The organism is Sinorhizobium terangae (genome assembly GCF_009601505.1).
GTDB lineage: Bacteria > Pseudomonadota > Alphaproteobacteria > Rhizobiales > Rhizobiaceae > Sinorhizobium > Sinorhizobium terangae.
Genome location: NZ_WITC01000036.1, coordinates 395,953 through 416,762, shown reverse-complemented (window position 1 = coordinate 416,762; position 20,810 = coordinate 395,953). Strand labels below are relative to the sequence as shown.

19 protein-coding genes, 1 tRNA gene and 1 riboswitch are annotated in these 20,810 nt (G+C 61.5%); of the genes, 14 read left to right on the top strand and 6 right to left on the bottom strand.

The genetic code is table 11. The features are described from left to right. Entirely contained in the window at nucleotides 1-804 is an 804-nt protein-coding gene (locus GHK62_RS10350; RefSeq protein ID WP_234886840.1) for an aldo/keto reductase family protein, read from the top strand. Nucleotides 805-919: 115 nt separating this feature from the next. On the opposite strand, the gene GHK62_RS10345 is transcribed toward GHK62_RS10350, so the two are convergent. Continuing rightward, nucleotides 920-995 (bottom strand) — tRNA-Thr (locus tag GHK62_RS10345). 76 nt (nucleotides 996-1,071) lie between these two features. Further along, the gene (locus GHK62_RS10340; protein WP_153438679.1) at nucleotides 1,072-2,082 is read right to left on the bottom strand and encodes an NAD(P)H-dependent flavin oxidoreductase; all 1,011 of its coding nucleotides are present in this window, start codon (nucleotides 2,080-2,082) and stop codon (nucleotides 1,072-1,074) included. A gap of 394 nt (nucleotides 2,083-2,476) precedes the next feature. Between GHK62_RS10340 and GHK62_RS10335 the strand changes: the two genes are divergently transcribed. Beyond that, nucleotides 2,477-3,631, top strand: coding sequence for a biotin transporter BioY (locus GHK62_RS10335; protein ID WP_184108418.1), 1,155 nt, complete (start codon nucleotides 2,477-2,479; stop codon nucleotides 3,629-3,631). Nucleotides 3,632-3,711: 80 nt separating this feature from the next. Here the strand turns inward: GHK62_RS10335 and ppk2 are convergent, their stop codons facing one another. After that, on the bottom strand, nucleotides 3,712-4,614 hold the full coding sequence (gene ppk2, locus GHK62_RS10330; RefSeq protein WP_153438675.1) for a polyphosphate kinase 2: 903 nt from the start codon (nucleotides 4,612-4,614) through the stop codon (nucleotides 3,712-3,714). Between the two features lie 140 nt (nucleotides 4,615-4,754). Here ppk2 and phoR point away from each other — a divergent pair, with 140 nt between their 5' ends. The 7 genes from phoR to phoB all read left to right on the top strand — a co-directional run bounded on the left by phoR (nucleotide 4,755) and on the right by phoB (nucleotide 12,639). After that, nucleotides 4,755-6,014: a phosphate regulon sensor histidine kinase PhoR gene (gene phoR / locus GHK62_RS10325; protein ID WP_153438673.1), complete on the top strand. Its 1,260-nt coding sequence runs from the start codon at nucleotides 4,755-4,757 to the stop codon at nucleotides 6,012-6,014. A gap of 193 nt (nucleotides 6,015-6,207) precedes the next feature. After that, a complete protein-coding gene (locus GHK62_RS10320) occupies nucleotides 6,208-7,242 on the top strand; it encodes a substrate-binding domain-containing protein (protein WP_153438671.1) in 1,035 nt (344 codons plus the stop codon). A 101-nt stretch (nucleotides 7,243-7,343) separates the two neighbouring features. After that, nucleotides 7,344-8,828, top strand: coding sequence for a phosphate ABC transporter permease subunit PstC (pstC, locus tag GHK62_RS10315; protein WP_153438669.1), 1,485 nt, complete (start codon nucleotides 7,344-7,346; stop codon nucleotides 8,826-8,828). After that, nucleotides 8,825-10,147 (top strand): phosphate ABC transporter permease PstA, encoded by a 1,323-nt coding sequence (pstA, locus tag GHK62_RS10310; protein WP_153438667.1) that lies wholly within the window; start codon nucleotides 8,825-8,827, stop codon nucleotides 10,145-10,147. Before pstC ends, pstA begins: the two co-directional genes overlap by 4 nt. Nucleotides 10,148-10,160: 13 nt before the next feature. Continuing rightward, a complete protein-coding gene (pstB, locus tag GHK62_RS10305; protein ID WP_153438666.1) occupies nucleotides 10,161-10,976 on the top strand; it encodes a phosphate ABC transporter ATP-binding protein PstB in 816 nt (271 codons plus the stop codon). A 144-nt stretch (nucleotides 10,977-11,120) separates the two neighbouring features. Beyond that, nucleotides 11,121-11,834, top strand: coding sequence for a phosphate signaling complex protein PhoU (phoU, locus tag GHK62_RS10300; protein ID WP_153438664.1), 714 nt, complete (start codon nucleotides 11,121-11,123; stop codon nucleotides 11,832-11,834). 121 nt (nucleotides 11,835-11,955) lie between these two features. After that, complete coding sequence (gene phoB, locus GHK62_RS10295) at nucleotides 11,956-12,639, top strand: phosphate regulon transcriptional regulator PhoB (RefSeq protein ID WP_034797168.1); 684 nt, start codon at nucleotides 11,956-11,958, stop codon at nucleotides 12,637-12,639. Nucleotides 12,640-12,716: 77 nt separating this feature from the next. Here the strand turns inward: phoB and GHK62_RS10290 are convergent, their stop codons facing one another. Next, nucleotides 12,717-13,235, bottom strand: coding sequence for a GcrA family cell cycle regulator (locus GHK62_RS10290; RefSeq protein WP_153438662.1), 519 nt, complete (start codon nucleotides 13,233-13,235; stop codon nucleotides 12,717-12,719). 417 nt (nucleotides 13,236-13,652) lie between these two features. Here GHK62_RS10290 and GHK62_RS10285 point away from each other — a divergent pair, with 417 nt between their 5' ends. From GHK62_RS10285 to GHK62_RS10275, 3 genes are all read left to right on the top strand, one after another. Continuing rightward, nucleotides 13,653-14,852, top strand: a complete 1,200-nt coding sequence (locus GHK62_RS10285; protein WP_153438660.1) for an aspartate aminotransferase family protein — start codon at nucleotides 13,653-13,655, stop codon at nucleotides 14,850-14,852. A 33-nt stretch (nucleotides 14,853-14,885) separates the two neighbouring features. Then, nucleotides 14,886-15,803: an ornithine carbamoyltransferase gene (gene argF, locus GHK62_RS10280; protein WP_153438658.1), complete on the top strand. Its 918-nt coding sequence runs from the start codon at nucleotides 14,886-14,888 to the stop codon at nucleotides 15,801-15,803. 266 nt (nucleotides 15,804-16,069) lie between these two features. Continuing rightward, nucleotides 16,070-17,065 (top strand): Hsp33 family molecular chaperone, encoded by a 996-nt coding sequence (locus GHK62_RS10275; protein WP_153438656.1) that lies wholly within the window; start codon nucleotides 16,070-16,072, stop codon nucleotides 17,063-17,065. Nucleotides 17,066-17,138: 73 nt separating this feature from the next. Here the strand turns inward: GHK62_RS10275 and apaG are convergent, their stop codons facing one another. Continuing rightward, entirely contained in the window at nucleotides 17,139-17,531 is a 393-nt protein-coding gene (gene apaG, locus GHK62_RS10270; protein ID WP_153438655.1) for a Co2+/Mg2+ efflux protein ApaG, read from the bottom strand. Nucleotides 17,532-17,641: 110 nt separating this feature from the next. On the opposite strand from apaG, the gene GHK62_RS10265 reads away from it, so the two are divergent. Then, nucleotides 17,642-18,256, top strand: a complete 615-nt coding sequence (locus GHK62_RS10265) for a CDP-alcohol phosphatidyltransferase family protein (RefSeq protein WP_153438653.1) — start codon at nucleotides 17,642-17,644, stop codon at nucleotides 18,254-18,256. 51 nt (nucleotides 18,257-18,307) lie between these two features. Here the strand turns inward: GHK62_RS10265 and GHK62_RS10260 are convergent, their stop codons facing one another. After that, a complete protein-coding gene (locus GHK62_RS10260; RefSeq protein WP_153438651.1) occupies nucleotides 18,308-19,492 on the bottom strand; it encodes an O-succinylhomoserine sulfhydrylase in 1,185 nt (394 codons plus the stop codon). Nucleotides 19,493-19,535: 43 nt separating this feature from the next. Continuing rightward, nucleotides 19,536-19,614: riboswitch (SAM riboswitch) on the bottom strand. Between the two features lie 74 nt (nucleotides 19,615-19,688). Here GHK62_RS10260 and GHK62_RS10255 point away from each other — a divergent pair. Then, nucleotides 19,689-20,786: a 2'-deoxycytidine 5'-triphosphate deaminase gene (locus GHK62_RS10255; RefSeq protein WP_153438648.1), complete on the top strand. Its 1,098-nt coding sequence runs from the start codon at nucleotides 19,689-19,691 to the stop codon at nucleotides 20,784-20,786. Nucleotides 20,787-20,810 lie beyond the last annotated feature (24 nt).

Genomic DNA, 20,810 nt, shown 5'->3' with positions numbered 1-20,810 from the left:
ATGGACCCGAGGACCGAGCTAAAGCTGCACACCGGCAACAGGATGCCTGTCATGGGCGTCGGGACATGGCAGTTGACGACCGACACGGCGGATACCATCGCAACTGCCCTGAAACTCGGCTATCGAATGATCGATACTTCCGGAGACTACGGGACGCAGCCGGGCATCGCAGACGGAATCAGCAGGGGTGGCGTCGAGCGCGCGGACTTTTACCTCGTGACGAAAGTGGAGGAAGTCGGGGACGCGTATCACGCGACGCGGAAAAATCTCGACGAATTGCAGCTCGACTATGCCGATCTCATGCTCATACACCGTCCACCGCGAACCGGTGCGGGCGAGGATCTTTGGCGAAGTCTGATCCGGGCGAAGGAGGACGGCCTTACGAAAGACATCGGCGTCAGCAATTACTCGATCGAGCTCATCGACAGGTTGATAGATGCAACCGGCGAAGTTCCGACCGTCAATCAGGTCGAGTGGAGCCCGTTCGGGCACAGCGATGATCTGCTGCGCTACGCGAGGGAAAAGCAGATCGTCATCCAGGCCTACAGCCCGCTGACGCGCACGAAACGGCTCGGTGATGCGACGCTTGCAGAGATTGCCGCGAAATACGGCAAATCGCCGGCGCAGGTGCTGATCCGATGGAACCTTGAGCGCGGCACGGTCCCCGTTCCCAAGGCCAACCAGCGGCAACATTTGGAAGAGAATATCGATGTGTTTGATTTCGATATCAGCGAGGACGACGTTGAGACGCTCAATGGCCTGAACGAACGCTACTCGTCGCTCGGGACGCTTCCATATGTCTGAGCATAAAAGCCGCGTGCGCAGCCGGGCCCAAAACCCGAGCAACTTTTGCGTCGAGCATGTAGCAACACTGCCGCCTCGCCACCCGTGCAAGACCACACAATCTGCTTGAAATTAATGGTGCCGCTTACGTGACTCGAACACGTGACCCCATCATTACGAATGATGTGCTCTACCGACTGAGCTAAAGCGGCCCTCAATGGTCCCGCGGAGAGCCGCGGAACGAAGTGTGAGGCGCTGATAAACGCAAAGCGGCAAGATTTCAAGCCATCAGTTTCGAGAACTTGAAAATTCCTTGGACGGATGAACATGGCGATAGGCGCCGAACCCGAGCCGTGTTCGGGCCGCGTCGTATTCGCGTTCCAGCCGGTCGACGAGTTGCGCGACCGTGGCGATCTCGCGGATGGCGCCGATGCCCTGGCCGCAGCCCCAGATGTCCTTCCAGACTTTCGCCCCTTCGGCGGCGCTGCCGAAATCCATCTTGGACGGGTCTGCCTCCGGCAGGCTGTCCGGATCCATGCCGGCGGCGCTGATCGAGGGTTTGAGATAGTTGCCGTGAATGCCGGTGAAATAGTTGGAATAGACGATGTCGGCGGCGCTGCTGTCGACGATCATCCGTTTGTAGGCATTGCTGGCGCGCGCCTCTTCGGTGGCGATGAAGGGGGAGCCGATATAGGCCATGTCCGCGCCCATCGCCTCTGCCGCGAGGATGGCGCCACCGGTGGCGATTGCGCCGGAAAGCAGAAGTGGCCCGTCGAACCACGCGCGGATCTCCTGCACAAGCGCGAAAGGCGAAAGCGTCCCGGCGTGGCCGCCGGCCCCCGCGGCAACCGCGATCAGGCCGTCCGCCCCCTTGCGGATCGCCGAGTTGGCGTGCCGATTGTTTATGACGTCGTGGAGCACGATACCGCCGTAGGAATGGATGGCGGCATTCACTTCCGGGACCGCGCCGAGCGACGATATGACGATAGGCACCTTGTATTTGATGCAGAGCATCAGGTCCTGCTCGAGCCTCGCGTTCGACTTGTGGACGATCTGATTGACCGCGAATGGCGCCGCCGGCCGGTCGGGGTGCCTGGCATCGTGGTCGGCAAGCGTTTCGGTGATTTCCGCAAGCCACTCATCGAGTTGCGATTGCGGGCGCGCATTAAGGGCGGGAAAGGAGCCGATGACGCCGGCCTTGCATTGCGCGATCGTGAGCCGGGGATGCGAAACGATGAAGAGCGGCGCGCCGACCACCGGCAGCCTCATTGTTCCGGAAAGAATTGGCGGCAAGGACATCAGGTTTCTCCATCCCACAGTATTTTGACGTTTGCGTAAACGTCAAAATAAATAACAGCAACCACAGGACTTGCAAAGGAGGCTTTCCACGCATTGATCGGTACCCGCCCTCTTTTTCCCCGCGGAAGTCCCGGTGGTTTTGCGCCCGGACTTGCGAATTCCGAAAGCAACGGTTACCCAATCGTTAATAAAACCAACGGCGTGGATCGGGAAGGGGACCGTTCTCTCCTCAGAGGATGGAAATACCCGCTCGGCCGCGCCGCCGCCACAGCGCGAGTGCGTCTTGTCAGGCGCGCAAAGGGTCGCTGTAGTGCCTTGAATTGGCGGATGTTTCCTAGGATCAGTACGATCCATGGAAACATCCAGAAGGCTTCGTTGCACAGAAGGACTTGATGTGAGCGGACTCGAAACTGCGATCAGAAATGCACTGGAACGCTCGGACAGAACCAACGCGGAAATCCGTGCACGCATCTATCAGTCGGCCCGTCAGGCGCTGGAAAACGGACTGAAGAAGCAGCAAATCGAAGACGCCGAGGTGATCGCGAAACAGCGCCACCGGCTCGAAGCGGTCATTCACGCGATCGAGACAGAGGAACGCGCGGCCCTGCGGGCGCGTCCCGCTGCAGCACCGGCCGTCAGCCTCGCCGGAGCAGGCGAGCGGGCGGCGCCCGATCCGGCGGCTGCGGATCTTTCCGTTTCCCCCCGTCGCGAGCCGCCTGCTGGAGGACAAGGGCGCGCGGGGCAGGGCGAGAGCGACCTTGGTGCCCTGCGCGCCGATCGCGAGGATTCGTTGGCCTCGGGGCGGACTGTCGCCACGCCCCAAACTGCAACTGCGGGCGGCAAGGCCGCGTCGGCCGCGCCCGACGTCGGCGCCGCGGACAAGCGGCCGCGCAAGCGCCGGCGCGGGCGCCTGCTTTCCCTTGCCATGGTTGTGGCGACGCTTGCGGCGGCGGCAGGCGCCACCGTGTGGTGGATCCAGACGAACGAGCTGCTGAAATCGCCGGCCGATACCGGCGTCGCCAATCCGCCGGCCACGGTGGAATCGGAAGACTTCGACGGCGCGGCAGGACTTCAGAACCTCGCCGCACAGGAGGGCTTCTCGGGCGAGTGGATCGAGGTATTCAAGCCGGCGGAGGCCGCGGCGATCAAGCCGGGTGCGCGCTCCACCGTCGAGCCATTGAACGACGACGGGGGCGAACGCGTGCGGGTGACATCGGCAGTCGCCAGCGGGGATGGGGACCTCGTCTTCGAAATTCCCGCCGATATCCTGGCACAGCTCTCGGGCAAATCATCGACACTGGCGCTCACCGTCCAGGCCATGCCCGGCAAGACGGCTGAATTTTCCGTCGAATGCGACTTCTCCTCGCTCGGCGCCTGTGGCCGCCACCGGTTCACCGCGCATGACGAGCGGCTGGATATGCTTTTCAAGATCTCGTTCGATCAGAACAAGGCGCCAAGCGGTCCTGGCAGGCTCGTGCTCAACAGCGACGTCAGCGGCGCGGGCAACAGCCTGGACATTTTCGCGATTCGCGTGCTGCCGGGGCAGTAGCGCGGTCAGGCGCCCCGTGTCGCGAATGTGCGTGCGACGCTGTTGATGCGTTCACTTGAGCGCGCGTACGAAGCCGCGGATCATTTCAGGAAGCCCGGTCCGGAGCCGACGATCTTGTCGTCGACTTCGCCGATCGCCGCCTTGTCCTTGCCGTCATAGTCCAGGTTCTTGAGTATGTGGCGGATCAGATTGATCCGGGCACGGCGCTTGTCGTTGCCGCGGATGACCGTCCAGGGGGCATGGTCGGTGTGCGTTTCCTTCAGCATCCGATCGCGTTTTTCGGTATAGTCGTCCCACTTGTTCAGTGCCGCGATGTCCATCGGCGACAACTTCCAGATCTTCAGGGGATCATGCCGGCGATCATGGAATCGCTTCAACTGCATCTCGCGGCCGATATTGATCCAGAATTTGAAGAGGTGGATGCCGTCATGGGCAATCATTTTCTCGAAGCGGGGAGCCTGCTTGAGGAAATGCTCGTGCTGCTCGGGTGTGCAGAAGCCCATAACCGGTTCTACACCGGCGCGGTTGTACCAGGAGCGATCGAAGAGCACGAATTCGCCCGCCGTCGGAAAGGTCGCGACGTAGCGCTGGAAATACCATTGACCGCGCTCGGTCTCTGTCGGTTTGGTGAGCGCGACGATGCGGGCGGAACGCGGGTTCATATAGGCCATCGTCGCGTGGATGGCGCCACCCTTGCCGGCCGCGTCGCGTCCCTCGAAAAGCGCCATCACCCGCTTGCCGGTCGCCTGCATCCAGAACTGGACCTTGACGAGTTCGATCTGCAGTTTGGTCAGCGTTTCTTCGTACTCGTCCTCTTCGAGCTTCTTCTTGTAAGGGTAGTCATCGGACGAGAAGGCCTCGTCATCGATCCACGTCGGCAATTCCGGGTTGTCGATATCAAAGACGCGGGTCTTGCCGCCGATTCGCAATTCGACCGCCCGGCTGCCCGGTTTGGCCTCGGCTGCCGCTGTTTCTGCTGCCATTTGCTTTGCCTCCCGCTGATGCTCGATTTCCTCGGAAGAGGCCATAATTGCATTGCGGATTCAAGCATGTCGTGAAAATCATGTCATGAAGCAGCGCTATCTCTCTGCTTTCGCGGCATCGTGAGCAGGGGGAACGGCAATTGAGTCATGAGGATGTTGTGTTGGACGACGCAAAGGTGTTCTGGCGAACGCTGCTGCCGAAGCTGAAGGCGGAACGGTGGGTTCTCGGCCTTTCGGTCCTCATCGCTATTCTCGCCACGCTCGCCGGTATTCATATCCTCGCCGTGCTGCCGTTCTGGATCGTGCTTGCCGCCGCACTGCTCAATCGCAGCGTGCCGTCGGTGCCGCCGGCACCAGTGAGGGTCGTTGCCGCCGAGAAGGGAAGCGACCCGCTGGTTCCGGCGCTGAACGCGCTCGATATGCCCGTGCTCGTGGTCGCCGCGGATGAGACCGTGGTGTTTCAGAACAGCGCTGCCGAGAAGGCCTTCGGCATGATCCCCCCGAACAGCGACCTTTCCGCGCGCGTCCGTTCCCCGGGCATCCTCGATATGGTGCGCGAGACAATCGCCACCGGCAAGATCAACCAGATCGAACACACCGAGAGACTGCCGTCGGATGCCGTCTATGTTGTGAGGGTCGCGCCCGCCGAGATTGGAACCGACGCTTCGAGCCGGCGTATCTTCCTGCTGACCTATCGCGACATTTCACAGGCCCGCCGGATCGACCGGATGCGCTCGGATTTCGTCGCCAATGCCAGCCACGAGTTGCGCACGCCGCTCGCCTCTCTCCGCGGTTTCATCGAAACGCTGCAGGGGCCGGCGCGCAACGATCCGAAGGCGCAGGAGAAGTTTTTCGTCATCATGCACGAGCAGGTCACCCGCATGAGCCGGCTCGTCGACGATCTTTTGTCGCTCTCCAGGCTCGAACTGAAGTCGCATCTTGCCCCGGAAGACATGGTCGATCTGGCGCCGCTGCTCGGGCACGTGCGCGACAGCCTGCTGCCGCTCGCAACCGAGCTCGACGTGGCGATTTCGCTCGACGTTCCGGATGCACCGGTCTTCGTCCGCGGAGATCGCGACGAGTTGATCGAGGTTTTCGAGAACTTGATCGAGAATGGCTGCAAATACGGCCAGGAGGGCAAGAAGGTCGAGGTGCGTCTCGTAGCCGGCGAGGGCGAGCAGGCCGAAGTGACCGTCACCGACCACGGCCCGGGCATCCCGGCCGAGCATGTACCCAGAATTACCGAACGTTTCTATCGGGTTAATGTCGAGGCGAGCCGTTCCAAGAAAGGCACCGGTCTTGGGCTTGCGATCGTCAAGCATATTCTCACGCGTCACCGCGCCCGTCTTCTTGTCCATTCGGAGGTCGGCAAGGGCACGATCTTCACGGTCCGCTTCTGACACAAAACGTCGTCGCCTCATCGCGGAATTCGGAATAAAGCAGCTTCTTCAACGACATAGGCTGTCATAAATGTTTCATCGAACTGACATAAAAGATGTGGCCATCGGCGGCTAACAAGGGGCAGCCGATCATACGGCGAAGAGAGCGCTGCAACCGAAGCGCACCAACACAAGCCCATTCCGGGAGAACATTATGAAAGCTCTTAAACTCACTGTAGCGGCCCTGGTCGCCTCGGCCGCATTCGCGGGCGCCGCAGCGGCTCGCGACCAGATCCAGGTCGCCGGCTCCTCGACCGTTCTTCCCTACGCAAAGATCGTCGCTGAAAGCTTCGGCGAAGCCTTTCCGGACTTCAAGACCCCGGTCGTCGAATCCGGCGGCTCCGGCGCCGGTCTGAAGGAATTCTGCAAGGGCGTCGGCGAAGACACGATCGACATCGCCAACTCCTCGCGCAAGATCAAGGACAGCGAAATCGAGGCCTGCAAGGCAGCCGGCGTGACCGAAATCCAGGAAGTCAAGATCGGCTATGACGGCATCGTGTTCGCGACCGACGCCGGCAACGCCGACCTCGCCCTGAAGCCGGAACACCTCTACAAGGCTCTGGCCGCTGAAGTCGTCGTCGACGGCAAGCTCGTCGCCAACCCCTACAAGAAGTGGTCGGAAATCGACGCTTCGCTTCCGGACGCCGAAATCGCCGCCTATATCCCGGGCCAGAAGCACGGCACGCGCGAAGTCTTCGAAGAGAAGATCCTCAACGAAGGCTGCAAGGAATCGGGCGCCCAGGACGTCATCAAGGCTGCCGTCAGCGATGCCAAGGAACAGCTCGCCAAGTGCGTCGCTGTTCGCAAGGACGGCATGGCTGTCGACATCGACGGCGACTACACCGAAACGCTTGCCCGTATCGCGTCCAACAAGACCGGTATCGGCGTGTTCGGCCTTTCGTTCTACGAAAACAACGCCGACAAGCTGAAGGTTGCGACCGTCAGCGGCGTCGTTCCCTCGACCGAAACGATCGCTTCCGGCGAATATCCGGTTTCGCGCCCGCTGTTCTTCTACGTGAAGAAGGCGCACATGGGTGTGGTCCCGGGTCTCAAGGAATATGTCGAATTCTTCATCGACGACCAGATGATCGGCCCCGACAGCCCGCTCGCTGAGTACGGCCTCGTTTCCGCTCCGGACGCCGAGCGCGAAGAAATTCGCAAGTCCTTCGAAGCTGGCAACATGCTCTGATTTTAAAGACGCACCCCGGCGCGACTCGTTGTTGCGCCGGGGTGTGTGTTCATTCGATATTGCCGGTGGCTTGGCATGGCCTTTACCAGGGAGACGTGCCGATGAGTACTTCGCTCCTACTTTTGTTGATTGTTTTGATTGGTTTCATTGCTTATTTTGCCGGTCGTGCGCGCTCGCTCGCGCGGTCGGGCGGCAAGCTCTCGAACCTGCATTCCCTGCCTGGCTACCACGGCAGCTACGTCGCCATATGGGCCATGTTGCCCGCTGTACTCGTGCTGGCCGCATGGCTGGTCGCCTCGCCGATCTACGTCGATGCAAGTGTCCGCTCGGCTCTTCCCGATTCTGTGCAGAGCCAGGGTGAGGCGAATGCCCAGCTCGCGCTCGGCCAGGTCAAGTCCGTTGCCGTGGGTCTCAGCCGCTTGAGCCCTGCCGAACTTGCAGCGGTTGAAAATGGTAGTGCCAACCTTCGTGAGGCGCTCGCGGCCAAGGGCGTGCCGCTTGCCGGTGAAGGCGAGCCGTATATGATCGAGGCGGCGCAGCAGTTCAACGCAATGCGTTACTACAGCCGTTGGCTGATGAGCGCGGTCGTGCTTCTGATTGCCGTTACCGGCGCTCTCTACGCGATCCGCAATGTCTCGACGCGTTTCCGTGCCCGCAATCAGGTGGAGCGGGTCATGCTGGGCGGGCTCGTCGTTGCCTCGTCCATCGCCATCCTGACGACGATCGGCATCGTCGGTTCGATGCTGTCGGAGGCCGGCCGGTTCTTCAGCATGGTATCGCCCGTCGAGTTTTTCTTCGGCACCGTCTGGGATCCGCGTTTCGCCGCGGCCGGCAATTCCGGTGCCTCGGGCCAGTTTGGTCTGCTGCCGCTGCTCGCCGGCACGCTCTACATTGCTTTCGTCGCCATGCTTTTCGCCGTGCCGATCGGCCTTTTCGCGGCGATCTACATGGCCGAATACGCCAGCCCGCGGCTGCGTTCGACCGCCAAGCCGCTCCTCGAGGTGCTCGCCGGCATCCCGACGATCGTCTATGGCTTCTTCGCACTCGTGACGGTCGGTCCATTCCTGCGCGATATCTCGGCGCAATTGAGCGGTCTCATCACCGGCAGCTACCAGAACTTCATTCAGGCACAGAGCGTCATCACGGCCGGCATCGTCATGGGCATCATGCTCATCCCGTTCGTCTCCTCTTTGTCCGACGACATCATCACCCAGGTGCCGCGGGCGCTGCGCGATGGCTCTCTTGGCCTTGGTGCCACGCGTTCGGAGACGGTGAAGAAGGTCATCCTGCCGGCCGCACTGCCCGGCATCGTCGGCGCACTGTTGCTGACGGCCTCGCGAGCGGTCGGTGAAACGATGATCGTCGTGCTTGCCGCCGGCGTCGCAGCGCGCATGCAATTCAGCCCCTTCGAGCCGATGACGACGGTGACGGTCAAGATCGTCAATCAGTTGACGGGCGACCTGGAGTTCACGTCGCCGCAGACGCTGGTCGCCTTCGCGCTCGGCATCACGCTGTTCGTCATCACGCTCTGCCTCAACATCTACGCGCTCTACATCGTGCGCAAATACCGGGAACAGTACGAATGACCGAGCTTGCCACCTCCACGGTAAGGGTCTCCACCCGTCCCGCCGAAACACGCCGCGATATCGGTATCAAGCGCCGTTATGCGGCGGAGCGGCGCTTCCGCGCCTACGGCATCACCGCAATCACCCTTGGCCTCCTGTTTCTGGCGATCCTCATCTCGACGGTCGTCTCCAATGGTTACACCGCCTTCCTGCAGACGACGATCACGCTGCCGATCGAATTCTCCGAGAAGGTGATCGATCCGAAGAACGAGCGCGCCACCGATCCCAAGGCGCTGATGACCGCAAACTATCCTCTGCTCGTACGCAATGCTCTCGTGAAGCAGCTCGGCCTCGACCCGACGAAGCGGCCGCTGCTCAAGCAGGCGACGGACATGATCTCGCCCAGCGCGCGCATGCAGCTGCGCAACATGGTCGTTGCTGATCCGTCGCTGATCGGCAAGACCGTGCCGGTCACCCTCCTTGCAGAGGCGAATATCGACTCCGCTTTCAAGGGTCAGATCGACCTGTCGGTGGATGAGGGCAGGCGCAAGGTCAAGGATCAGCAGGTCGCCTGGATGAACCAGCTTGCCGATGCCGGCGTGCTCAAGAAGAGCTTCAACACCGGTATCTTCACCTTTGGCGCGTCGAGCCGTCCGGAAGCGGCGGGTGTCGGCGTCGCACTTGTCGGCTCGCTCTACATGATGCTGATCGTGCTTGTCCTGGCGCTGCCGATCGGTGTTGCCGCCTCGATCTATCTCGAGGAGTTCGCGCCGAAGAACCGGCTTACGGATCTGATCGAAGTCAACATCAACAATCTCGCCGCCGTGCCGTCGATCGTTTACGGCCTTCTTGGTCTTGCCGTATTCGTCAACTTCGCCGGCATGCCGCGTTCGGCGGCCCTCGTCGGCGGCTTCGTGCTGACGCTGATGACGCTGCCGACAATCATCATCGCCACCCGTGCGGCGTTGAAGGCGGTGCCGCCGTCGATCCGTTCCGCGGCACTGGGTCTCGGCGCATCGAGGATGCAGACGATCTTCCACCATGTGCTGCCGCTCGCCATGCCGGGCATTCTGACCGGTACGATCATCGGCCTTGCGCATGCGCTTGGCGAAACGGCGCCGCTGCTCCTGATCGGCATGGTGGCCTTCGTTGTCGACTATCCCGGTTCGCCGCTGGAGCCCTCCACGGCACTGCCGGTGCAGATCTACATGTGGGCAAATGAGCCGGAACGCGCCTTTGTGGAGCGGACCTCGGGAGCGATCATCATTCTCCTGATCTTCCTCGTGATCATGAACCTGGGCGCAATTCTCTTGCGGCGTCGCTTTGAGCGTCGCTGGTAGTGGGGTAAGGACTATGAACATGATGTCGGAAGCTGCAGTGGAAAAAGTTCTGGACCTGAAAATGAACACGGTACCCTACAAGATGATCGGCAAGGATGTGTCGGTCTATTACGGCGAGAAGCGCGCGCTTTTCGACGTCAATCTCAATATCCGTGAAAACACCGTGACAGCCTTGATCGGTCCGTCGGGCTGCGGCAAGTCGACGTTTCTGCGCACGCTGAACCGTATGAACGACACGATCGAGAACTGCCGCGTGACCGGCAAGATCACGCTCGACGAGGACGACATTTACGATCCGTCGATCGACGTCGTGGAACTGCGGGCCCGTGTCGGCATGGTGTTCCAGAAACCGAACCCGTTTCCGAAGTCGATCTACGAGAACGTCGTCTACGGTCCTCGTATTCATGGCCTCGCCCGCACCAAGGCTGAGTTCGACGAGATCGTCGAAACGAGCCTGCAAAGGGCCGGTCTTTTCAACGAGGTCAAGGATCGCCTGCACGAGCCGGGTACAGGCCTTTCCGGTGGCCAGCAGCAGCGTCTCTGTATTGCGCGCGCCGTTGCCGTCAGCCCCGAGGTGATCCTGATGGACGAGCCCTGTTCGGCACTCGATCCGATCGCTACCGCGAAGGTCGAGGAACTCATTCACGAACTTCGCGCGAACTTCACGATCGTCATCGTGACGCACTCTATGCAGCAGGCCGCGCGCGTCTCGCAGCGCACCGCCATGTTCCACCTCGGCAATCTCGTCGAGGAGAACGATACCGATAAGATGTTCACCAATCCGGATGACCAGCGCACGCAGGACTACATCATGGGTCGGTTTGGCTAAGCCAGGCGACCAGGGCAATTCCAGGAAGAGCGCGCAACGGTTCTCCTCTGGATTTGTGTAAGTTCAAGGAGTTAGGTCATTTCAGCGTTTCGACGGAGCATGAAATGATCTGGTCAACGGGTTTGCGAGTTCGAGGAACGAAACATGTCACCTACACACATCACGTCGGCGTTTGACGACGAGCTGAAATATCTGACGCGCCGCGTCTCGGAAATGGGAGGGCTTGCCGAGCAGATGGTGGCCGATTCCGTCCGGGCGCTCGTGAATTCCGACCTGGCGCTGGCGCAGAAGGTGATTTCCGACGACGCCATCCTTGACGATGCCGAGCGCCAAATCGGCGACAAGGCGATCGTCACCATCGCCAAGCGTCAGCCTATGGCCTCGGATCTCCGCGAGATCATGGGGTCGATCCGTATCGCCGCCGATCTGGAACGTGTCGGCGATTTAGGCAAGAACACCGCCAAGCGCGTGATCGCGGTCGCCGGATCCGGCATCCCGCGCAAGCTCGCCCGTGGCCTGGAGCACCTGGCGGAACTGGCCTTGGTCCAGCTCAAGGAGGTGCTCGACGTCTATGCCTCCCGCTCGCCGGAAAAGGCAAACAGCATCCGCGAGCGCGACGAGGAGATCGACGCGATCTACACGTCGCTTTTCCGCGAACTGCTCACCTATATGATGGAAGATCCGCGCAACATCACGCCGTGCACGCATCTTCTCTTCTGTGCCAAGAACATTGAGCGTATCGGCGACCACGCGACCAACATTGCCGAAACTATCTACTACATGGCGACGGGCGCCCAGCCGCAGGGCGAGCGGCCGAAGGACGACACGACGTCCACGCTAGGCTCTGTGACGGACTAGAGTGCCCGATAGCCGTATGCCCTAGTGCATGCGTTGATCTTATACCGGTCGCGGTTTTCCGCGGCCCATACTGTGCCGCGGTGGCATGATGGCACCCGCGCGTGGGAAGGAGCATGACCGAATGTTGCCGAAGATAGCCGTAGTCGAGGACGAGGAGGCGCTGAGCGTCCTCCTGCGCTACAATCTCGAAGCCGAAGGTTTCGACGTCGATACGATCTTGCGTGGAGACGAGGCCGAGATCCGCCTTCAGGAGCGGTTGCCCGATCTCCTGATCCTCGACTGGATGCTGCCCGGGGTCTCCGGCATCGAACTCTGCCGCCGGCTGCGGCAGAGGCCGGAAACGGAGCGCCTGCCGATCATCATGCTCACCGCGCGGGGCGAGGAAAGCGAACGCGTTCGCGGGCTTGCCACCGGCGCGGACGACTATGTCGTCAAACCGTTTTCGACGCCGGAACTGATGGCGAGAGTGAAGGCAATGCTCAGGCGGGCCAAGCCCGAGGTGCTTTCGACGCTGTTGCGCTGCGGCGACATCGAACTCGATCGCGAGACGCACCGTGTCCACAGGCGCAGCCGTGAAGTCCGGCTCGGACCGACGGAGTTCCGGCTCCTGGAGTTCCTGATGTCCTCGCCGGGGCGCGTCTTCTCCCGTTCGCAGCTTCTCGACGGCGTGTGGGGACATGACATCTATGTCGACGAGCGCACCGTGGACGTGCATGTCGGCCGCCTTCGCAAGGCGTTGAACTTCTCCAACATGCCCGATGTCATCCGCACCGTACGCGGCGCCGGCTATTCACTGGAAAGCTGAGGCCACCCGCCCGCTTCCACAGGCATCAAAAAAGGGGCGTCACCGCCCCTTTTTCAATTATGTTTGCTCGCGGTCGGTCAGCGCATGCGCCGGCGCTCGGCGGAAGGCTGATAGGCGAGCCGCGTGTGATAGCTGCAATAGGGCGACGATTCCGGCGAGTCGTTGCCGCAGAAATGGAACTCTTCCTTCAGCGGGTCGCCGATCGGCCACTTGCAGGTGCGCTCCGTGAGCTCCGTCAGGCCGAGGCGCCGCGACATCGGGATGACGACGTTCGGTGCGAGTTCGATGTCCTGGTCGGCGACGAGATCGACTTCGACCTCTTCCTTCAGCACGGTCGCGCCGGCGGTGCGGGTGACGGTGCGGGTGGCGACGCGCGCGGCATAGTTCGGTGCCCGGGGAGCGGACGTGGTGCGCTTCGGACGCGCGGCAGTGGTCGTGCCACCCGCCTTCGCACGGCCCGGCAGGCTCAACCGGTGAACCTTGCCGATCACGGCGTTGCGGCTGACGCCACCCAGTTGTGCCGCGATCTGGCTGGCGCTCAGGCCCTCGGACCACAGCTTCTTCAGTTTCTCCACCCGCTCGTCAGTCCAGTTCATTTCTGCACTCCCCGTTCTCGGCGTTGGATGGCAGAATCCATCACCAAGCTCCGGAAAAAAGTCCGGAGCTGCAACGCGATAACTCTTTTGGTGACTAGGTCCGCCGCATGCGTCTAGTAATTGAATATTAACCTACTGGCAGGGTGACTCCGTGGCAAGAGTCGCGGGAATCGCGCCGAATCGATTTCGGAGTTTTCCCCAACTTGCTGGCTGGCCGTTGCATTTTTGCAAGCCCCTGCGGCACGTTTTTTCGCACGTCGGAATCCGGGCATTCAAGCGCGCTGCAAGCCTTGGTTTTGTTGACATTGCGGTGCGAAATGGGAATAGTGCCTGCGCCGCCGAAAGGCGGCATTTTTGATTTTTATCGGGCGCGATCGCCCGATATCGATGCCAACAGGACGGAAGGAGAAGTTCGCCATGGCCGCAACAACGCCGCTCTACGACACCTATATGCGCGCGCCGTTGCGTTTCGAGCGAGGCGAAGGCGTGTGGCTCATTGCCGAGGACGGCTCGCGCTATCTCGATTTTGCCGCCGGCGTCGCCGTGAATGCGCTTGGCCATGCCCATCCGCACCTGGTCGAGGCGCTGAAGTCGCAGGCGGACAAGGTCTGGCATCTTTCCAACCTCTACGAAATTCCGGGCCAGGAAAGCCTGGCGCGCCGGCTGACGGCAGTGACATTCGCGGATCGCGTGTTCTTCACCAATTCGGGTGCAGAAGCGCTGGAATGCGCCATCAAGACCGCGCGCCGCTATCATTTCGCCAGGGGGAACCCGGAAAAATTCCATGTCATCACCTTCGAGGGCGCCTTCCATGGCCGCACGATCGCGACGATCGCGGCCGGTGGCCAACAGAAGTACATCGAGGGTTTCGGACCAAAGGCACCTGGCTTCTACCAGGTTCCCTTCGGCGACATCGCCGCGGTCAAGGATGCGATCAATGACGAGACGGCGGCGATCCTGATCGAGCCGATCCAGGGCGAGGGCGGCGTTCGCCCGGTGAGCAAGGAGTTCCTGCAGGAGTTGCGGGCGCTTTGCGACGAGTTCGGCCTGCTGTTGATCCTCGATGAGGTCCAGACCGGCATTGGCCGGACCGGCAAGCTTTTCGCCCATGAATGGGCCGGCATCCGGCCGGATATCATGGCGGTCGCCAAGGGCATCGGCGGCGGCTTTCCGCTGGGCGCATGCCTGGCGACTGAAGAAGCGGCAGCCGGCATGGTCACGGGCACGCATGGCTCGACCTATGGCGGTAATCCGTTGGCGATGGCGGTCGGAAACGCGGTGCTCGACGTCGTTCTTGCCGACGGGTTCCTCGAGCAGGTGCGCGATGTCGCTCTTGTCTTCCGGCAGGGGCTCGCGTCGCTCAAGGACCGTTTCCCGGATGTGATCGAGGAAATCCGCGGCGACGGGCTGTTGCTTGGCATCAAGGCAAAGGTGCCCTCGGCTGACCTGTTGAAAGCAATCCGCGCCGAGAAGCTGCTCGTAGTTCCCGCCGGCGAAAACGTGCTGCGCCTGCTGCCGCCGTTGATCACCACCGCCGCCGAGGCCCGGGAAGGGCTCGCAAGGATCGAGCGCGCCGCCGAGGCGGTCAAGAGCAACAGCGGCAACGCGGCGGCCTGAGCGGCCCGACTTTCACGACAGGAATTCTGAGCAATGACAGGTACCAGACATTTTCTCGACATCTCGGCGATGGCGGCCGCCGACTTGAGGACGATCATTGACGACGCCCGCGTTCGCAAGACGGCGACGAAGGATGGCACCGCCGGACGTCCGCTTGCCGGTAAGATGCTCGCGATGATTTTCGAAAAGCCCTCCACCCGCACGCGCGTCTCCTTTGATGTCGGCATGCGCCAGCTCGGTGGCGAGACGCTGTTTCTCTCCGGAACGGAAATGCAGCTTGGCCGGGCCGAGACGATCGGCGATACCGCCAAGGTACTTTCGCGCTATGTGGACGCGATCATGATCCGCACGACAGACCATCGGCGGCTGCTGGAGCTCGCCGAACACGCTACGGTGCCGGTCATCAACGGCCTGACCGACGATACGCATCCCTGCCAGATCATGGCCGACATCATGACCTTCGAGGAGCATCGAGGACCGGTCAAGGGCAAGACGATCGCCTGGACGGGCGACGGCAACAACGTCCTTCATTCGCTGATCGAAGGCTCCGCGCGCTTCGGATATCGCATGAACATGGCGGTGCCGCTCGGGTCCGAACCACAGGACAAATTCCTCAACTGGGCACGCAACAATGGCGGCGAGATCCTGCTTTGCCATGAGGCCGAGCAGGCCGTCGCCGACGCCAATTGCGTCGTCACCGACACGTGGGTATCGATGAACCAGGAGCACCGCGCACGCGGGCACAATGTTTTCCAGCCGTATCAGGTCAACGGGGCCCTGATGAAGCATGCTGCGCCGGATGCATTGTTCATGCACTGCCTGCCGGCGCACCGCGGCGAAGAGGTGACGGATGAGGTCATTGATGGCCCGCAATCGGTCGTTTTCGACGAGGCGGAAAACCGGCTGCATGCGCAAAAATCGATCCTCGCCTGGTGCATGGGCGTCGTCTGACGAGCAGCCCGATCTTGGGAAACCGGGACGGCTATTGAATTTATCGGGCTGAAACACAATTTAGGGCGGCAAGCGGGCGGCTCCGGTTCTGCTACCGGACAGTGGTCGCCATCAGTCATCGTGCATTGCGGGCGCGTGCGCACCGTCGAAATGCACAACCTTCTGGACAACTTCGTTCGCGACAGGGTCAAATGAAATAACGGGCAGGCTGCGCCGGAGAAATCCATGTCTCCACGCAACTTCGCCCGTGATGCAAGGAGCAAGATATGACAGAAACAGCACGGGGGCTTGGCGAGTTCGATTTTGCCGGTGACGACCATGTCGTGCCTTTCCACGTCGAGGGGCTCGATGTGCGCGGACGCGCCGTGCAACTCGGACCGATGCTCGATGCCATCCTGGAGCGGCACAATTATCCGCTGCCGGTGGCTCGTCTGGTCGCTGAAACAGTGGTGCTGACGGTACTGCTTGGCACTTCGCTGAAGTTCGAGGGCAAGCTGATCGTTCAGACCCAGGGTGATGGTCCGGTCGATCTTGTCGTCGCCGATTTTTCCACCCCGGACCGAGTTCGCGCCTATGCTCGTTACAGTCAGGAAGCTCTGGCTGCAGCCGAGCAGGATGGACGCACAGAGCCTCATGAGCTCCTCGGCAAGGGGGTCCTTGCCTTCACCATTGACCAGGGCGCTCATATGCAGCGCTACCAGGGCATTGTCGAACTCGACGGTGCAACGCTTGAGGACATTGCTGGCGCCTATTTCCGTCAGTCGGAGCAGATTCCGACCAAGGTGCGCCTCGGTGTCGCCGAGCTTCTCGATCGCGACGAGGACGGAAAGCCGCGGCACCGCTGGCGCGCCGGCGGTATGGTTGCCCAGTTCCTGCCGGACGCACCTGAACGCATGCGCCAACCGGACCTTCCGGGTGGCGATGGCGATGAGGGGGAGGCCATCCATCTCTTCGAGGAGGACGATCTCTGGTCGGAAGCCAAGGTGATGGTCGAAACGATCGATACCGACGAGTTGACCGACCCGACCGTCGGGACGGAAAGGCTGCTCTATCGCCTGTTCCACGAGCGCGGAGTCCGCGTTTATCAGCCGCAAGCGGTCTTTGATCGCTGCAGCTGCTCGCGCGAGAAGATCCGAGGGGTATTGGCCGGGCTCGACCGCGACGATATCGAGAACAGCATCGAGGACGGCGTGATCAAGGTGACGTGCGAGTTCTGCTCCACCACCTATCGCTTCGAGGCGAGCGAAGTGCGCTCCCAGTGAGGCGCCTCGACTGAGGTGCTAAAGCGTCCTTGGCGCGTCTGGTAAGACGCGCGACGCTGTAGGAGCCGCACCCTCAGTTCAGGGTGCGGACAAGCCCGGGTGAATCGAGCGAGAAGGCGGGGATCGCCACGTTGAAGGTCTCCCCGTCTTCGGCCTCCATGCTGTAGTGGCCGAACATGACGCCCGAGGGGGTATCCAGCGGGCAACCGGAGGAATATTCGTAAGTGTCGCCGGGATTGAGCAGAGGCTGCTCGCCGATCACGCCGGGGCCACTCACTTCGTCCACCTGGCCGTTCTCGTCGGTAATGTGCCAGTAACGGGTCATCAGGCGAACGGTGATGTCTGAATGGTTTGATATCACGATGCGATAGCCCCAAACATAGCGGCTATCGTCCGGATCCGACTGTTCTTCCAGATAGTACGGTTCGACGGTGACCTCGATGTCGCGAGTCAGGGCACGATACATGTGCAACACCCTATGCCAAATCTATTTGGGTATTCTACTGCAATATGGTTTCGGCAAGAATAACAGCAAGATTGCACGAGGCCCATTCAAATTAGGCGGAGCCGAGATCCATGCTCGACGGTGCGGTGCGCAGGCAGCTTGATCCGCTCCTTGACCGGCTCGGCGCCGCTCTGGTCAAGCGCGGCGTAAAGGCCGACACCATCACGTTTTTCGGTCTCGGTCTCGGACTGGCGGCCGCCGGTCTCATAGCATACCGGTTCTATCTCGCCGGAGCCGTCATGATCCTGCTCAGCCGTCTGTGCGACGGTCTCGACGGAGCCGTCGCACGCGCCAGCCACGGCACGGATTTCGGCGGATTTCTCGATATCGTCCTCGACTTCGCCTTCTATGGCGCAATCCCGCTCGCCTTCATCGTCGCGGATCCAGCTGCGAACGCCCTTGCCGGCGCATTTCTGCTTTTCTCCTTTTATGTCAACGGATCGAGCTTTCTCGCCTATTCCATCATGGCCGAGAAGCGCGCGATGACGACCAGCGTGCGCGGAGCAAAGTCGCTCTATTTCACGACAGGGCTCGCCGAAGCGACCGAGACCATCGTTGTTTTTCTGGCCTTCTGTCTGTTTCCCGGGTGGTTCCCGCCTCTCGCGGCAGTATTCGCGGTCGTCTGCCTTTACACGGCCGTATCGCGGATCGTTCTTGCCCGCCTCAGCTTCTTCGATCCGCAATAAAAACCGCCCGTGCATGTACGGGCGGCATCAACAAAACGTGGCCTGCTATAGTTACGCCTTCACGCTTCTCAAGGCGCGGGCGAAATCCTCGATGAGATCCTCACCGTCCTCGATGCCGGCGGAGAAGCGCACGGTGCCGGAGGAAATGCCGAGTTCGGCGCGAGCTTCCTCCGTCAGGTTCTTGTGCGTTGTCGTCGCCGGATGGGTGATCAGGCTCTTGGAGTCGCCGAGATTGTTGGAGATCCGGACGATTTCCAATGCGTTCTGAAGCGCGAAGGCTGCCTCCTTGCCGCCCTTCAGTTCAAACGCCACCAGCGTCGAACCGCCGCTCATCTGCTTGGCGATGATATCCGCCTGCGGATGGTCCTTGCGGCCGGGATAGATGACACGGCCGACCTGCGGCTGCTCGGCCAGGAAGTCGGCGATCAGGCGGGCGCTTTCGGTCTGCTGCTTCACGCGCAAGGGAAGCGTCTCGACGCCCTTGAGCAATGTCCAGGCATTGAACGGCGACATCGCCGGGCCCGTATGGCGGAAATAATCGTGCAGGTTTTCGTCGATCCATTCCTTGCTGGAAAGCACGACGCCGCCAAGGCAGCGGCCTTGGCCGTCAATGTGCTTGGTGGCGGAGTAGACGACCACATGGGCGCCGAGCTCCAGCGGCTTCTGGAAGAGGGGAGTTGCAAAAACGTTGTCGACGACCAGCTTGGCGCCCACCTGATCGGCGAGTTTCGCGACGCCGGCGATGTCGATCACTTCGAGCGTCGGGTTGGTCGGGCTCTCCAGGAAGAAGACCTTGGTGTTCGGGCGCACCGCCTTCTCCCAGTTTGCGAGATCGCGGCCATCGACGAGCGTGCATTCGACGCCGTATTTGGGCGCGAGCGTTTCCACGACCCAGCGGCACGAGCCGAAAAGCGCGCGGGCGGCGACGATGTGATCGCCGGCCTTCACCTGGCAGAGGATCGCCGAGGCAACGGCGGCCATGCCGGAGGCGGTGGCGCGGGCGTCTTCGGCCCCTTCGAGCATGCACATGCGCTTTTCGAACATGTCGTTGGTCGGACTGCCGTAGCGCGCATAGATGAAGCCGTCGGTCTCGCCCTTGAAACGGGCTTCGGCCGCTTCGGATGTTTCGTAGACGAAACCCTGTGTCAGAAAGATTGCTTCGGAGGTCTCGCCGTACTGCGAACGGAGGGTTCCGCCGTGGACGAGTTGGGTTGCCGGGCGCCAAGTCTTGCTCATGCGACAATCACTTTCAAAACAAAAAAACCGGCCGCGAAACGGGCCGGTTTGACACCCGGCCTTTTTAGCTACTTGTTTAACGTGGCTGCAAGCCGACCGGCCAAATCACCACGGGATAAAGCTCCAATACTGCCTGGGCGTGCTTGCGTCAATTCCCGGAGTTTGGTTTTGTCGGGCAACTGGAATGAGGATCGGTATGGCTCGCGAGACAGGGATTTTGGCCGACCGCGCGATTGCGGCGCTGTTTGCCTCGGGGCGCTTGAAAAGCGAGAGGCCGCTGGATGAGGACCAGATCCAGCCGGCAAGCCTTGATCTGCGCCTCGGCGCCAAGGCGTTTCGCGTTCGGGCGAGCTTCATGCCCGGCCCGGCCCACCTTGTCGCGGATAAGCTCGATCGCCTGAAATTGCATGTCATTGACCTCACCGACGGCGCGGTGCTGGAGACCGGTTGCGTCTATATCGTGCCACTGATGGAGAGCCTCGCACTACCGGAGAACATGTCGGCCTCCGCCAATCCGAAGAGCTCCACCGGCCGCCTCGATATCTTCACGCGCGTCATCACCGACAGGGCACAGGAATTCGACAAGATCCCCGCCGGCTACAGCGGCCCGCTCTATCTGGAGATCAGCCCGCGCACCTTTCCGATCGTCGTCAGGCGCGGCTCCCGCCTGTCGCAAATCCGCTTCCGTGTCGGGCATGCCGTGCTCTCTGAACAGGAGTTGCTGGCGCTGCACGAAAGCGATGTGCTCGTGGCGAGCGAGCGGCCCAACGTCACCGGCGGCGGCATTGCGCTCTCGATCGATCTCAAGGGCACTGGTCCGGACGGCCTCATCGGCTACCGCGGCAAGCACCACACCTCGGTGGTCGATGTCGACAAGAAGGCGGAACACCCGGTCTTCGACTTCTGGGAGCCGCTTTACAGCCGCGGCCGCGACGATCTGATCCTCGATCCGGACGAGTTCTATATCCTCGTCTCGCGGGAGGCCGTCCATGTTCCGCCGCTCTACGCGGCCGAAATGACGCCCTTCGATCCTCTGGTCGGCGAGTTCCGCGTTCACTATGCCGGCTTCTTCGATCCTGGCTTCGGGCACGCGTCGGCCGGCGGCAGCGGCAGTCGGGCGGTGCTGGAGGTGCGCAGCCACGAAGTGCCGTTCATTCTGGAGCACGGGCAGATCGTCGGCCGCCTCGTCTACGAGCACATGATGGAGCGGCCGGAAGGTCTCTATGGCCTCGACCTCGGCTCGAACTATCAGGCGCAAGGCCTGAAGCTTTCCAAGCATTTTCGCGCCGAGTGATGCAGCGATTCACGGCGCTACAGC